Consider the following 14,192-nt stretch of genomic DNA (forward strand, 5'->3'; position numbering starts at 1 on the left):
CCGGTGTGCTCCTCGCCCTGTACGGGCTGATCTTCGGCGCGGTCGTCGGTGCGCTGCTCGGCGTGCTGCTGCACGCGGCCCAGCGCGGCCGCCGGCCCCCTCGTCGTGGCGGTGTCAGAACTTGTTCCTCGGCGTGATGCCCAGCGACAGCCCCGCAAGGCCCCGCTGCCGCCCGCCGAGCTTGCCCGCGATCGCCCGCAGGGCCGAGCCCGCCGCGGACTCCGGGTCCGTCAGGACGACCGGCTTGCCCTCGTCACCGCCCTCACGCAGGCGGACGTCGATCGGGATGGAGCCGAGCACCGGCACCGTCGCACCGGTGGTGCGCGTCAGGCCGTCGGCGACCCTCTGGCCGCCGCCCGTGCCGAAGACGTCGACCATCTCGCCGCAGTGCGGGCAGGGCAGGCCGGACATGTTCTCGACCACGCCGACGATCTTCTGGTGGGTCTGCACGGCGATGGAGCCGGCCCGCTCGGCCACCTCGGCCGCCGCCTGCTGAGGCGTCGTGACGACCAGGATCTCCGCGTTCGGGATGAGCTGCGCGACGGAGATCGCGATGTCACCCGTGCCCGGCGGGAGGTCGAGCAGCAGGACGTCCAGGTCGCCCCAGTACACGTCCGCCAGGAACTGCTGCAGCGCGCGGTGGAGCATCGGGCCGCGCCAGACCACCGGCGCGTTGCCGGGGGTGAACATGCCGATGGAGATGACCTTCACGCCGTTCGCGGACGGCGGCATGATCATGTTCTCGACCTGGGTGGGCCGGCCGTCGGCGCCCAGCATGCGCGGCACGCTGTGGCCGTAGATGTCGGCGTCCACGACACCGACCTTCAGGCCGTCCGCCGCCATCGCCGCCGCCAGGTTCACCGTCACCGACGACTTGCCGACGCCGCCCTTGCCGGAGGCCACCGCGTACACGCGGGTCAGGCTGCCCGGCCTGGCGAAGGGGACCTCGCGCTCGGCCTGGCCGCCGCGCAGCGCGGCCGCCAGCTCCCGGCGCTGCTCGTCGCTCATCACGTCCAGCGCGACCTCGACACGGGTGACGCCCTCGACACGTGAGACCGCGCCGGTCACCCGCTGCGTGATCGTCTCGCGCATCGGGCAGCCGGAGACCGTCAGGTACACGGTGACCGCGACCGCACCGTCCGCGCCGATGTCGACCGATTTGACCATCCCCAGTTCGGTGATGGGCCGGTGGATCTCGGGGTCGTCAACCGTCGCCAGCGCTTCGCGCACCGCGTCTTCCGTAACCATAGGGACGATGGTACGGCGCCGGGCGGTGGCGCCGGGACCCCCGTCAGTGGTCGTCCGCGTCACGTCCGCGCGGGTGTCCGGCCGGGAATACTCCGGCCGGGCGATGGCCGTCGACCCGCAGTTCGTCCAGCTCCTTGACCAGGTCCTGCAGTTCCGAGCGGATCCAGTCCCGGGTCGCGACCTCGCCGAGGCCCATGCGCAGCGCGGCGATCTCCCGGGTCAGGTACTCCGTGTCGGCGATCGACCGCTCGTTCTGCCTGCGGTCCTGCTCCAGGTTGACCCGGTCGCGGTCGTCCTGCCGGTTCTGCGCCAGCAGGATGAGCGGGGCGGCGTAGGAGGCCTGCAGGGACAGCATCAGCGTGAGGAAGATGAACGGGTACGGGTCGAAGCGCAGAGGGGGCGGCGCGGTCAGGTTCCACGTCAGCCACGCGATGATCACGAACGTCATCCAGACGATGAACCGCCCGGTCCCCAGGAACCGCGCGATGCGTTCCGACAGCCGTCCGAAGGCCTCCGGGTCGTACTCGGGCAGCAGCCGGCGCCGGCGCGGGCCCGGCTGGTCCAGCCGGGCCGCCCGCGGCCGGTGCGCGGCCGTGGCCCCCGCCGGCTGGCGCTCGCGGGTGCCCTCGCGCTCAGGAGCCATCGGTATCCGCCCCCTCGTCCAGGTGGAACTCCGTCTCCCGCCAGTCGTCGGGCAGCATGTGGTCCAGGACGTCGTCCACCGTGACCGCGCCGAGCAGCGACCCGGCCTCGTCGACCACGGGCGCGGCGACCATGTCGTACGTGGCGAAGAACCCCGCGACGACCGGCAGCTCGGCGCCCGGCGCGAGCGGCTGCAGCTCCTGGTCGACCAGGGAGCTGACGAGGGTGTACGGCGGGTCGCGCAGCAGGCGCTGGAAGTGCACCGTGCCCAGGTACTTGCCGGTCGGTGTCTCGTCGGGCGGGCGGCAGACGTAGACCTGGGCGGCGAGCGAGGGGGAGAGGTCGGGGTTGCGGACGCAGGCCAGGGCGTCGGCGACCGTGGCGTCCGGACGCAGCACGATCGGCTCCGTCGTCATCAGACCGCCCGCCGTGTGCTCCTCGTACGACATCAGGCGGCGCATGTCGGCCGCGTCGGAGGGCTGCATCAGGCTCAGCAGGCGCTCCTTGTCCTCCTCCGGCAGCTCGCCGAGCAGGTCGGCCGCGTCGTCGGGGTCCATCGCCTCGAGGACATGGGCGGCGCGCTCCTCCTGCAGCTTGCCGAGGATCTCGATCTGGTCGTCCTCGGGCAGCTCCTCCAGGACGTCGGCCAGCCGGTCGTCGTCGAGGGCGGCGGCGACCTCGGCGCGCCGCTTGGGGGACAGATGGTGCAGCACGTTGGCGAGGTCGGCGGGGCGCAGCTGCTCGAAGGTGGCGAGCAGGTTCTCCGCCCCCTGGCCGTGCTCCTCCAGGGAGAAACCGGTGACCGCGGACCACTCCACCGTCAGCGTCTCGCCCCCGGCACGCCGCAAGGCGCCGCCCTTGCGGCCCTTGCGCACGAAGACGCGGTCGATCTCCCAGTCACGGCGGGCGGGCAGCTGCTGCACCGACACGTCCAGCACCGTCACCTCCTCGCCCGTCTCCACCAGCGTCACCCGCCGGTCGAACAGTTCGCCGAAGACGAGCCGCTCGGTGGGCCGCTGCTCGAAGCGCCGGACGTTGAGCACGCCCGTGGTGATGATCTGGCCCGACTCGACGCTGGTCACCCGGGTCATGGGCAGGAAGATACGGCGCCGGGTGGCGAGTTCGACCACCAGTCCGAGCAGGCGGGGCGGCCGGCGTCCGACGCGCAGCATGACGACGAGGTCGCGCACGCGCCCCACCTGGTCGCCCGACGGATCGAAGACGGCGACGCCGGCTAGATGGGAGACGAAGATGCGGGGGGTGCCCGCTGCCATGGCCGCGCCTCCTTCGGTGTGTTCCGTGGTGCCTTTGGTGCCTGTCGTGTGTCGTGGGTGTCGTTTCCCGATTGCCCGCTGAGGTGGGCTTCAGGCTAGCCCGTCCTGTTCCGGTATGCCCTGGTGGGCGGTCCGGACGATCTGGCTCCGCTCGGCCTTCGCCGCCCCGGTACGCTGCCGTACGCCGCTCAGGACACCCGTCAGAAAGGCAGCCCCACCTGTGACTGCGATGCCCCAGGGCCGTACCCGCCGGTCCGCGCTGACGAGCGCGGTGTGCGCTCTGGTCGTCACGGGGACAGCGCTGACGGGATGCGCCGGGCAGGACCCGGACGCCGGCACGAACGGCGTCGGCAAGCTGCCGGCCGCGCAGATCCAGTCCCGCACCCGGGCGGCCGCGGACACCGCCGACGCCGTGCACCTGTCCGGGAACGTGGTCACCAACGGCCGCACGTACCGCATCGACATGCGTCTGAAGCCCGACGGCGGCTCGGGCTCGGTCACCTCGCAGGGGGCGACCTTCGGGCTGCTGCGGATCGGGTCGCAGCTGTACCTGAAGGCGGACGCCGAGTTCTGGGACCACGCCGACGGCGGCGACACCGGGGCGGCCGACAAGCTGGACGGCAAGTACGTGAAGGTGCCGCAGGACGACCCCGCGTACAAGAGGTTCAGCGGCTTCACGGACAAGGGCGTCCTCCTCGACGGCCTGCTGACGCTGCACGGCACGCTGGCGACGGACGGCCGTCACGAGCAGTCCGGTGTGCGCACGATCCGTCTCACGGGCGACCAGGGGTCCGGCGGCACCCTCGACGTCTCCCTGGAGGGCACGCCGTACCCGCTGCGCCTGGTGCGCGCGGGCGGCGCGGGCACGCTGACCTTCTCGGACTGGGGCAGGGACTTCGCCCTGGAGAAGCCGGGGAAGAGTGACACGGTCGACTACGGCAGGCAGCTCCCGACATCCTGAACCGGCGGCACCGGCAGTCCCGGCACCGGCAGCCCCGCTGCCTCCACGGGCAGGGCTGCGCCGGAGCCCGCGCTACCTGCGCCGGCGCCGCTTCAGCAGCCCGGCGGGGACCGGCCGGCGGGTCGTCGCCGGCGTCGGCACCGGCGCCGCGGCCAGCGAGCCCTCGGGCAGCGGACGCGTCGTCCCCTCCGGCTCCAGACGCAGCACACGGCACTCGCGGGCCCACCGCTGTGTGATCCCCTCGCCGTCGGGCGCGTTGAGGCGCTTGCCCTTCAGGTCGGCCACGGCCGCCCGCCACGCCTCGGAGTCCGGCGCCAGCTCCACGACCCGCGCGGTCCACACGACCAGCCGGCCGCCCTTGTCCTTGCTGCGCACGGTCACCTCGGCCAGGGCCCCGTCGGCCAGGTCGGGCAGCGGCTGCTCCCCGGGCCCGTCGCCGACCAGGCACGCCGCGCCCTCGTGCCAGACGTGCCACAGGGGGCGGGCCGGGCCCTCGGGGCCCCTGACCCAGATGAGCCCGGACTTCTTGGTGGCCTCCTCGACGAGGGCCTGGCCGAGCAGCTCGCTAGTCATGGAAGAAGGGTAACGAGCCCGCTCACAGCCAGCCGTTCCGCTTCAGCGTGCGGTGGATGCCCAGGCAGATGGCCACCGTGACGCTCATGATCACCGGGTAGCCGTACCGCCAGTGCAGTTCGGGCATGTGCTGGAAGTTCATCCCGTACACCCCGCACACCATCGTCGGTACGGCGATGATCGCGGCCCACGACGTGATCTTCCGCATGTCCTCGTTCTGCGCCACCGAGGCCTGCGCGAGATTGGCCTGCAGGATCGAGTTCAGCAGCTCGTCGAAGCCCACGACCTGCTCCTGCACCCGGGCCAGGTGGTCGGCGACGTCCCGGAAGTACTTCTGGATGTCGGGGTCGATCAGCCGCATCGGACGCTCGCTCAGCAACTGCATGGGCCGCAGCAGCGGCGACACGGCCCGCTTGAACTCCAGGATCTCGCGCTTGAGTTGGTAGATCCGCCCGGCGTCCGTGCCGCGCGGCGAGCCCTTGCGCCCCGGCGAGAAGACCTCCGTCTCCACCTCGTCGATGTCGTCCTGCAGGGCGTCGGCGACCGCGATGTACCCGTCGACGACATGGTCGGCGATGGCGTGCAGGACGGCCGACGGGCCCCTGGCCAGCAGCTCCGGGTCCTCCTGCAGCCGGTGCCGCAGTGCCCGCAGCGACCCCTGGCCGCCGTGCCGGACGGTGATGAAGAAGTCCCGGCCGGTGAAGCACATGACCTCGCCGGTCTCGACGACCTCGCTGTTGGCGGTGAGCCGGTCGTGGTCGACGTAGTGGATCGTCTTGAAGACGGTGAACAGCGAATCGTCGTACCGCTCCAGCTTGGGGCGCTGGTGCGCCTGCACGGCGTCCTCGACGGCCAGCGGGTGCAGCCCGAACTCACGGGCGATACCGGCGAACTCCTCCTGCGTCGGCTCGTGCAGCCCGATCCAGACGAAGCCCCCGTCGCGCCGCACCAGGCGCATCGCCTCGTGCGGCCCGAGCGGCGCGCCCGTCTGGACGCGGGCCCCGTCGCGGTAGACCGCGCAGTCGACGACGGCCGACGGAGTCGCCGGGTCGCGCGTGGTGTCGTACGTGCCGGTGTCCTTGCGCGGCGCCGGGCGGGTGGGGCGGACCGCGGCACGCAGGTCACGGATCATCGACATGGCAGGCTCCTTCGCAGCGAGCAACGAAAGGCCGCTACGACGGCTGGAACTGCCCGGAATGAGGACGTTCAGACTCCGCGTGTTTGACACGTCCACAAAGCGGGGAGCACCGCACCGTCGCGGTAGCGGGGTTCGCTACTGACAGATCAGACAGATCAGGCAAAACGAAACGAAGTGCTCTTCCGTGGTGACACGGACGCGAGAGGCGGCAGCCGGAGAAAACCCGAACGGTGCATCAGCGGCCGGAAGAGCGGGTGGTACTGCACGGTCGACTTCGATCCATGACAGCCCCACCTCCTCCGGCCGGTCCCTCGTGAGGGACGATCCACGCCCTTGCTGAAAAGGGTGCCCCTACAGGGGAAATTCATCGGTGTCGGGACTCGATGCGCACCGCTTCTGCGGGCTGCCCGAAACCACCGAGCAAGACTATCAGCCGACTGATGTGTCAAGGCGCAGCTTTGCCCGCCGGTGACGAGTTCTATGCTCGCCGCATGGCAGATGTTCTTCCTCTGGTCGAGGCCCGGTTGCGTTCCGCACTGGGCGAACCGGACGCGCGTGCCGCCGTCACCTTCCTGGGCACGGACCGGATCGAGGTCCTGCGGTTCCACGAGGGGGACATCGTCCGTTACGCCACCCTCGGCATGTCCGCCCAGCCCATGGCGGACCCCACTGCGGTCGTGGCCGACCCCGTCAGGGGGCCGCGCGCCGAGCTGGTCCTCTCCGTCCGGGCCGGCCGCGCCGACACCGGCAAGGTGCTCCGCCCGCTGGCCGTGCTTGCCGCGTCCCCGCAGGTCGAGGGGGTGGTGGTGGCTCCGGGCGCGTCGCTGGACGTGGGTGAGCCGCTGTGGCCCGGCGCGCCCTTCACCTCCGTCCTGGTGGCCGAACCGGGCGGCCTGGTCGAGGACCTGGCGCTGGACGAGCCGCTGGACCCCGTGCGGTTCCTGCCGCTGCTGCCGATGACCCCGAACGAGGCCGCCTGGAAGCGGGTGCACGGCGCCCAGGCCTTGCAGGAGCGCTGGCTGACGAACGGGACGGACCTGCGGGATCCCACCCGCACGTCCGTCCCGCTGGAGTGAGCGGGCCCGCCGAAGTCCCGGGAACGGGGCCCCGGTTGCCGGTCGGCTACTTGGCGAACACCGTGACGCCGTCCTCCGTGGCGTGCTGCGGCCGGTGCTCCTCCGCCTCGTGGGTGAGCGAGCGGCGCCGGACGAGGACGACCAGCGCGCCGAGCACCGCCGTGACGCCGGCCACCACGAACGGGACGTGGACGTCGGTCCCCTCCTCGATCTTCGGCGCGAGGTAGGGCGCGGCCGCCGCGGCGAACCAGCGCACGAAGTTGTAGCCGGCGCTGGCCACCGGGCGCGGCGCGTCCGACACGCCGAGGGCCAGCTCGGTGTAGACGGTGTTGTTCACGCCGATGAAGGCGCCGGACAGGATCGTGCAGACGACGGCGATGGTGTGGTCGCCGTAGCCGAGGACCACCACGTCGGCCGCCAGCAGCACCAGCGAGCCGCCCAGCACCTTGAGCGAGCCGAACCTCTCCTGCAGGCGTGGCGCCACGATCACCGAGAAGACCGCCAGCAGCACACCCCAGGCGAAGAACACCCCTCCCGACTTGTACGGACTCATGTTCAGCACGAACGGCGTGAAGGCCAGCACGGTGAAGAACGTGTAGTTGTAGAAGAACGCCGAGACCGCCGCCGAGGCGAGTCCGCCGTGGCCGAGCGCCTTGACCGGGTCGAGCAGCGAGGTCTTGCGGGCCGGCTTCGGCTGCTCCCTCAGGAACGCCGTGATGCACAGGAAGCCGACGGCCATCAGGAACGCGGTCCCGAAGAACGGGTAGCGCCAGCTGGCGTCACCGAGCAGTGCGCCGAGCAGCGGGCCGCAGGCCATGCCGAGGCCGAGGGCGGACTCGTACAGCAGGATCGCCGCGGCGCTGCCGCCGGCCGCCGCGCCGACGATGACGGCGAGGGCGGTGGAGACGAAGAGCGCGTTGCCGAGGCCCCAGCCGGCCCGGTACCCGACCAGCTGGCCGACGGAGCCGGAGGTGCCCGCGAGCGCGGCGAAGACCACGACGAAGGCGAGTCCGAGCAGCAGCGTCCTGCGGCCGCCGATGCGGCTGGAGACGAAGCCGGTCACCAGCATCGCGAAGGCGGTGATCAGGAAGTACGAGGTGAAGAGCAGGGAGACCTGGCCGGCGGTGGCGTGCAGGCCCTGGGCGATGGACGGCAGGATCGGGTCGACCAGGCCGATGCCCATGAAGGCGACCACGGACGCGCCGGCGGTCGCCCAGACCGCCTTGGGCTGGCGCAGGAGGCTGCCCGCGCCCGCATCGAAGGGGTCGCCGCCGGCGGGCCCTCCTGTCTTGGTGTGCATGCCTGCTCCGTTTCTGGATCGAAGGTCCGGGGACGGCTCCCCGGCAATCGTTGCGGTTTACACACAATAAGTTAGCCGAGCTAATAAATGCAAGAGGCATCTATTTTGTTCCGGTGGGGTGCCGGGATCGAGGGTGGTCGCACGGGGGGCGGGTTGCCGGCCGGGCCGGGCCTGGCCGGCGGGGCGGGGCGCGCTCGGGCGGCTCGGGTGGCGGGCCTTGGCCGGATCGTGCGCTGCTCCGGGCCGGCGGTGTGGCGGAGGGCGGACGCTTCTCCCGCCGGACGGGTGATCGTCCTTGACGTGGCGCATCTCGGGTAGGACCGTGGACCCCTATGAGGGGCGAACCCAGTTGCCCGAAGTGCGGTGGCCGGGTCAGGGCTCCCGGACTCTTCAGCGATTCCTGGCAGTGCGAGGTGCACGGCACCGTGCATCCGCTGCAGCCCGTGATCCCGCCCAGCGTCGAGGCCCTCAGTGTCGTCGTGAGCCGTGCGCAGGTGCCCGTGTGGATGCCGTGGCCCCTGCCGGTCGGCTGGCTGTTCACGGGAGTGACCTCCGCCGGCGACGACCGCAGCGGCGGCCGCGCCACGGTCGTGGCGTGCTCGGGTCCGGGACCGCTCGGCGGCATGGGTGAACTGGTCCTGGTGGCCGAGGAACTCGGCGTGGGGCTCGGCGCGCGGTACGCGGGCATCGAGGGGCCGGACCCGGGACCGTACCTGGACGTCGAGAAACCGCCCCAGGTCAAGGTGCTGGCCGGCGGGCGCCCGACGCCGCTCTGGCTCGTCACCGGCAGCCCCGACGACCGTGCTGTCTTCGCCGGCGAGGCGCGCGGGCTGTGGCTGTGGGCGGTCGTGTGGCCCGAGCAGTCGGGGATGCTGATGTACGACGAACTGGTGCTGGCCGATCTGCGGGACGCGGGAGCGGAGCTGGAACTGGTGCCGTGCGGGGCGCTGTCGCCACGGCTGCTGGAGCCGTAGGAGCCCCGTCGCGGGGTCGTGGTGGGGGAAGGCGTAGGGAGCCCACCGGGGCTTCGGGTGGCAGGGCGCCGCACCGCGGGTCTCGCCGGTCGCGGGCGCGGGTCGTGCACGGGCCGCCCGCTGTAGGGGGCGCAGTGGGCCGGCGGGTGTGACAGGGCATCCCCGGTACGCCGTTATCCTTGGGTGTCCCCTTCCGTGCCGTCACCGCCTGGAGCCCGCGTCGTGCGCATCGACCTGCACACCCACTCCACCGCGTCCGACGGTACGGACACCCCGGCCGAGCTGGTGCGCAAGGCGGCCGCGGCCGGTCTTGACGTGGTCGCGCTGACCGACCACGACACCACCCGCGGCCACGCCGAGGCGATCGCCGCGCTGCCCGAGGGGCTGACCCTCGTCACCGGTGCGGAGCTGTCCTGCCGTCTCGACGGCGTCAGCATGCACCTGCTGGCCTACCTCTTCGACCCCGACGAGCCCGCGCTGCTCGCCGAGCGCGAGCTGGTGCGCGACGACCGGGTGCCGCGAGCCAAGGCGATGATCGCCAAGCTCAAGGCGCTGGGCGTACCGGTCACCTGGGAGCAGGTCGCACGGATCGCCGGCGAGGGTTCCGTGGGCCGGCCGCACGTGGCCTCCGCCCTCGTCGAGCTGGGCGTCGTGCCGACCGTGAGCGACGCCTTCACGGCCGACTGGCTGGCCGACGGCGGGCGGGCACACGTGCAGAAGCACGAGACGGACCCCTTCGAGGCGATCCGGCTGGTCAAGAACGCGGGCGGGGTCTGCGTGTTCGCGCACCCCGCGGCCGCCAAGCGTGGCCGGACGGTGCCGGAGTCCTCGATCGCCGAGATGGCGGCCGCCGGCCTCGACGGCATCGAGGTCGACCACATGGACCACGATCCCGACACGCGCGCGCGGCTGCGCGGCCTGGCGAAGGAGCTGGGGCTGCTCGCGACCGGGTCGAGCGACTACCACGGCAGCCGGAAGACCGTCACGCTCGGGGAGTACGCGACGGACCCCGAGGTCTACGGGGAGATCACCCGGCGGGCGACCGGGGCGTTCCCGGTGCCCGGGACCGGCGGGGCCTGAGCCCGGGGGCCGGCCGGCGCGCCGGCACCACGCGGCCCGAACCCGGGACCGGCGGGTGCCTGTCCCGGACCGGTGGGTCCGGGGCTCCCGGTCCGAAGGGCGTGACGTCCCGGCGCGCCCGGCCTGACGTCCGCCCACGGCGAGGTCGAGACGGTCGCGGGCCGGAATCCCGGTGACCGCAGCCTCCGGGGTCCGGAAGGCCCGGGCCCGCCAGCCCGGTGGGGGCGGCCCCGGCCGGCGGGGGCGCCGGACCACGCGCCCCGTCCGGTCCGCCGGCCCGCGGCCCGGGGTCCGGACCGGCGGGCCCGAGCCGCGCCGCGCCCCACCACCACGTCACCCTCATGTCCGTACCGGCGTACCGCCTGCGTGCGCCGTCACTTCTCCGGCAAGGCCTTCTCCACCCATGTTCGACGTCGCCGTCTTTGGCTCCCTCTTCCTCACCCTCTTCGTGATCATGGATCCGCCCGGGATCACTCCGATCTTCCTCGCGCTGACCGCCGGGCGCCCCGGCAAGGTGCAGAGGCGGATGGCCCTCCAGGCCGTCTGCGTCGCCGGCGGCGTCATCGCCGTGTTCGGTCTGCTGGGTCACCAGATCCTCGACTACCTGCACGTCTCCGTACCGGCGCTGATGATCGCCGGCGGCCTGCTGCTCCTGCTGATCGCGCTCGACCTGCTCACCGGCAAGTCGGACGAGCCGCAGCAGACCAAGGACGTCAATGTCGCGCTCGTCCCGCTCGGCATGCCGCTGCTCGCCGGTCCCGGGGCGATCGTGTCCGTCATCCTCGCCGTGCAGAGGGCGGGCAGCGTCACCGCGCAGGTGTCGGTATGGGCGGCGATCCTCGCCGTCCACGTCGTGCTGTGGCTGGTCATGCGGTACTCGCTGCTGGTCATTCGGGTCATCAAGGACGGCGGTGTGGTCCTGGTGACGCGGCTGGCGGGCATGATGCTCTCCGCGATCGCCGTGCAGCAGATCATCAACGGCGTGCTGCAGGTCGTCCGCGGCGCGTGAGCCCCGCCTCCCGGCGCGCGGGTCCCCACCGTGACCCGGCTCCGGCACGGCGCAGGCCCCGTGCGGTGTCGTACCGCACGGGGCCTGCCGAGAAAGAGTGCTGTGAGTGAAAAAACCGGCTTCTTACGAGGCCGGGGTGTCGGCCGGGCGGATCCAGAGCCGCTGGCCGACTGCCGCGGCCTGCTGAACGATCCGGTTGACGGAGGCGGCGTCAACGACGGTGCTGTCCACGGTGGTGCCGTCGACCTCGTCGAGTCGCCTGATTTCGAAGCGCATGGGCTTCTCCCTTCGTCTGGTCATCCTCCTGCGGAGAATTACTTGAGGTGTGCGGCTCACGGGCCGTCGGTGCCCCGTGCTCCATAGGTATGCAACCGCATCCGCGGTCCATACATTCCCTACGCTAAAGAAAATTTTCGAACGGCTAATTACTGACCGGTAAGGGACTTGCCGAGGGGCGGCCCGGGACCGGTTGTGTCCACACTGTGAGCGCCGGGACAATGGAGGCAATGAACGACGACCTGGCGGCGCTCTCCGACCGCATCGACCGCACGAACGGGCTGCTGGAACGCATGCTCGTCGAGGTGGCGAAGACGCCCTCGACCCACGCGATCTTCGTCGACGCCGGGTACCTGTACGCGGCGGCGGGACGGCTGGTGGCGGGCACGGAGGACCGCCGCGCCTTCGACCTGGACGCCGAGGGGCTGATCGACGCGCTCATCGACAAGGCCCGCACGATCTTCGCGGACAGCCGCCTGCTCCGCGTCTACTGGTACGACGGCGCCCGCCGCCGCATCCACACCGCCGAGCAGCAGTCGATCGCCGAACTGCCGGACGTCAAGGTCCGGCTGGGCAACCTCAACGCCAACAACCAGCAGAAGGGCGTCGACTCCCTCATCCGCTCCGACCTGGAGTCACTGGCCCGGCACCGCGCCATCAGCGACGCGGCGCTGCTCGGCGGTGACGAGGACCTGGTCTCGGCGGTGGAGGCGGCCCAGGGCTACGGTGCCCGGGTCCACCTGTGGGGCATCGAGGCGCCCGACGGCCGCAACCAGGCGGAGGCGCTGCTGTGGGAGGTCGACAGCCAGCGCACGCTCGACCTCGACTTCGTCAAGCCCTACGTCTCCCGGCGCACGGCACCCGCCTACGAGGTGGCGGCCGGGGTTCGGCCGACCCGCGAGGACGTCCGGTTCGTGGGTGCGCAGATCGCCGCGAAGTGGCTGGCCGCGCGCGGCCGGGAGGCGCTGGCGGAACTGCTGCCCGGTCACCCCTACCTGCCGGGCTCCGTCGACCAGGACCTGCTCGTGGAGGCCGAGGGCGTCCTGCAGTACTCCCTGCGCGGCCAGGCGGACCTGCGCCGCGCCCTGCGGGACGGCTTCTGGGAACACCTGCGGACGCAGTTCTAGTGCCGCGGCAGGCAACGTTTGCCCGTCAAGGAGCGGCGTCCGGTGCGTGCTCTCGGCGTGCCGGCCGGACGCCCTCGTACTGGATGTACTCGGGCTTTCGGCCGGTGCGGCGAGTGGGGGTACCCCCTGCTCGAGCGGAGCCGAGAGCTTGGGGGAGCGTGCCGGGCGTCGCGACGGGGCGAACGTTGCCTGTCGCGGCACTAGTGCCTGTCGCGGCACTGGAACCTCTCCGACGGGCCCTGGGCGGCCGTCCTCGGGCGTGGGCGCGCAGCCCGGCCGGCACTCCGGCGTGAACGGGCGGGTCCCGCGCCGGCGTCCGTGCCGGTGCGCCGGTCTCAGGCGGGGCCGCCGCCCGGTGTGACGCCGTCCCAGAAGTTGGCCAGGGCCCGGGCGGTGGCGAGGGGCTGGTCGGTGTTGGGGGAGTGCTCGGCGCCCTCGATCACCGTGCGCACGGCCCGCAGCCGTACGGCCATGTCGTCGAGAAGCGGCAGCGGCCAGGTGTCGTCGCGCGCGCCCGACAGGACATGGAACGGCAGGGGCAGCGCGGCCAGTTGGGGGACCCGGTCCGGCTCGACGCACAACTGGCGCCCCGTGGCGATCAGTTGGGCGGGCCTGTTGTTCAGCCAGCGGCGGCGCAGGTCCAGCCGGTCGTCGGGGCCGGCGTCCGGCCCGGTGCCGGTGTCGGCCTCCTCCGGCAGCTCCGCCGCCTGGACGGCGTCCCACACCTCGGCCATCGACATCACCGCCAGCGCGTCCCGCAACAGCTTGACGCGCTGCTGCTGGGGAGCCGAGATCTGGGCGGGTCCGGACGCCATCAGGGTGAGCGAGACGAACGGGGAGTGGTGAAGGAGCACGGCCGCGCGCGCGATCTGCCCGCCCAGGGAGTGGCCCAACAGGTGCACGCGCGTGCCCAGCGCCTCCGCCTGTGCCAGCACGTCGCGGGCCAGCTCCCGCTGCGCGTAGGCGGACTCGTCGTCGCCGGGCCCGTCCGACTCGAACTGCCCCCGGCCGTCCACGGCCACCGTCCGGTACCCGCGCGCCGCGAGCGGCTCGTGCAGCGGGTTGAAGTCCTCCTTGCTGCCGGTGAACCCCGGCAGCAGCAGGGCGGTGCCCCTGGGCTCCGCGTGGGCGTGGGCGGGCGCGTCGACCACGGCGAACTCTCCTCGAGCGGTCCGCAGACGGTAGGCCCGGGCGCCGGGCGGCGGGACGAAGGTGGGGGGCCGGCTCATGCACCGAGGTTATCGGTCGTCCGGGCGGCACCGGGGAGGGACCGCGGCCGGGAGAGGGGGAGGCAGACGCGCCGTCGCCCGTCCCTGCGTCGTCCGCCGCCCGCGGCACGGCGCGCGCCTGCCGCCTGCGGCCGGGCCGGTCACGGTACGGGAAGGCACCGAGGACCGGGCCTCCGGACCGGACCCGACGGCAACGACCGGACGGCCCGGTCCCGCGTGTGGCGGCTTCGGTGGTGTGGTCGACGTTCTCGGCGGGAGTGTCGGGGCGCATGGGTGACACCGTAC

General features: G+C 72.4%; 14 protein-coding genes. 6 read left to right on the forward strand and 8 right to left on the reverse strand.

Translation table 11 applies throughout. From position 1 onward, the window contains the following. Window positions 1-114 precede the first annotated feature (114 nt). Genes ACWDNY_RS29400 through ACWDNY_RS29410 form a run of 3 tightly spaced genes read right to left on the reverse strand, consistent with a single transcriptional unit; the run spans window position 115 to window position 3,164 of the window. Window positions 115-1,248: an Mrp/NBP35 family ATP-binding protein gene (locus ACWDNY_RS29400; RefSeq protein ID WP_451648852.1), complete on the reverse strand. Its 1,134-nt coding sequence runs from the start codon at window positions 1,246-1,248 to the stop codon at window positions 115-117. Window positions 1,249-1,291: 43 nt separating this feature from the next. Continuing rightward, window positions 1,292-1,891, reverse strand: coding sequence for a DUF1003 domain-containing protein (locus tag ACWDNY_RS29405; protein WP_451648853.1), 600 nt, complete (start codon window positions 1,889-1,891; stop codon window positions 1,292-1,294). Beyond that, window positions 1,881-3,164: a magnesium transporter MgtE N-terminal domain-containing protein gene (locus ACWDNY_RS29410; RefSeq protein ID WP_451648854.1), complete on the reverse strand. Its 1,284-nt coding sequence runs from the start codon at window positions 3,162-3,164 to the stop codon at window positions 1,881-1,883. The genes ACWDNY_RS29405 and ACWDNY_RS29410 overlap by 11 nt, the downstream gene beginning before the upstream one ends. A 220-nt stretch (window positions 3,165-3,384) precedes the next feature. On the opposite strand from ACWDNY_RS29410, the gene ACWDNY_RS29415 reads away from it, so the two are divergent. Beyond that, window positions 3,385-4,125, forward strand: a complete 741-nt coding sequence (locus ACWDNY_RS29415; RefSeq protein WP_451648855.1) for a hypothetical protein — start codon at window positions 3,385-3,387, stop codon at window positions 4,123-4,125. Window positions 4,126-4,197: 72 nt separating this feature from the next. Here the strand turns inward: ACWDNY_RS29415 and ACWDNY_RS29420 are convergent, their stop codons facing one another. After that, window positions 4,198-4,698, reverse strand: coding sequence for a hypothetical protein (locus ACWDNY_RS29420; protein WP_451648856.1), 501 nt, complete (start codon window positions 4,696-4,698; stop codon window positions 4,198-4,200). Between the two features lie 22 nt (window positions 4,699-4,720). After that, on the reverse strand, window positions 4,721-5,836 hold the full coding sequence (locus tag ACWDNY_RS29425; protein WP_451648857.1) for a magnesium and cobalt transport protein CorA: 1,116 nt from the start codon (window positions 5,834-5,836) through the stop codon (window positions 4,721-4,723). Window positions 5,837-6,327: 491 nt separating this feature from the next. Between ACWDNY_RS29425 and ACWDNY_RS29430 the strand changes: the two genes are divergently transcribed. After that, window positions 6,328-6,912: a suppressor of fused domain protein gene (locus ACWDNY_RS29430; protein ID WP_451648858.1), complete on the forward strand. Its 585-nt coding sequence runs from the start codon at window positions 6,328-6,330 to the stop codon at window positions 6,910-6,912. A gap of 46 nt (window positions 6,913-6,958) precedes the next feature. Here ACWDNY_RS29430 and ACWDNY_RS29435 read toward each other — a convergent pair whose 3' ends face one another. Further along, complete coding sequence (locus ACWDNY_RS29435; protein WP_451648859.1) at window positions 6,959-8,212, reverse strand: MFS transporter; 1,254 nt, start codon at window positions 8,210-8,212, stop codon at window positions 6,959-6,961. A gap of 332 nt (window positions 8,213-8,544) precedes the next feature. Between ACWDNY_RS29435 and ACWDNY_RS29440 the strand changes: the two genes are divergently transcribed. The 3 genes from ACWDNY_RS29440 to ACWDNY_RS29450 all read left to right on the forward strand — a co-directional run bounded on the left by ACWDNY_RS29440 (window position 8,545) and on the right by ACWDNY_RS29450 (window position 11,275). Continuing rightward, window positions 8,545-9,186, forward strand: a complete 642-nt coding sequence (locus ACWDNY_RS29440; protein WP_451648860.1) for a DUF6758 family protein — start codon at window positions 8,545-8,547, stop codon at window positions 9,184-9,186. 222 nt (window positions 9,187-9,408) lie between these two features. Further along, window positions 9,409-10,266: a PHP domain-containing protein gene (locus ACWDNY_RS29445; RefSeq protein ID WP_451648861.1), complete on the forward strand. Its 858-nt coding sequence runs from the start codon at window positions 9,409-9,411 to the stop codon at window positions 10,264-10,266. 403 nt (window positions 10,267-10,669) lie between these two features. Continuing rightward, window positions 10,670-11,275, forward strand: a complete 606-nt coding sequence (locus ACWDNY_RS29450; protein ID WP_451648862.1) for a MarC family protein — start codon at window positions 10,670-10,672, stop codon at window positions 11,273-11,275. A gap of 123 nt (window positions 11,276-11,398) precedes the next feature. On the opposite strand, the gene ACWDNY_RS29455 is transcribed toward ACWDNY_RS29450, so the two are convergent. After that, on the reverse strand, window positions 11,399-11,551 hold the full coding sequence (locus tag ACWDNY_RS29455; protein ID WP_451648863.1) for a hypothetical protein: 153 nt from the start codon (window positions 11,549-11,551) through the stop codon (window positions 11,399-11,401). Between the two features lie 221 nt (window positions 11,552-11,772). Here ACWDNY_RS29455 and ACWDNY_RS29460 point away from each other — a divergent pair, with 221 nt between their 5' ends. Then, the gene (locus ACWDNY_RS29460) at window positions 11,773-12,678 is read left to right on the forward strand and encodes an NYN domain-containing protein (protein ID WP_451648865.1); all 906 of its coding nucleotides are present in this window, start codon (window positions 11,773-11,775) and stop codon (window positions 12,676-12,678) included. Between the two features lie 335 nt (window positions 12,679-13,013). Here the strand turns inward: ACWDNY_RS29460 and ACWDNY_RS29465 are convergent, their stop codons facing one another. After that, on the reverse strand, window positions 13,014-13,907 hold the full coding sequence (locus ACWDNY_RS29465) for an alpha/beta fold hydrolase (protein ID WP_451648864.1): 894 nt from the start codon (window positions 13,905-13,907) through the stop codon (window positions 13,014-13,016). Window positions 13,908-14,192: the final 285 nt, after the last annotated feature.

The sequence above is a fragment of the Streptomyces sp. NPDC003697 genome (assembly GCF_053587115.1).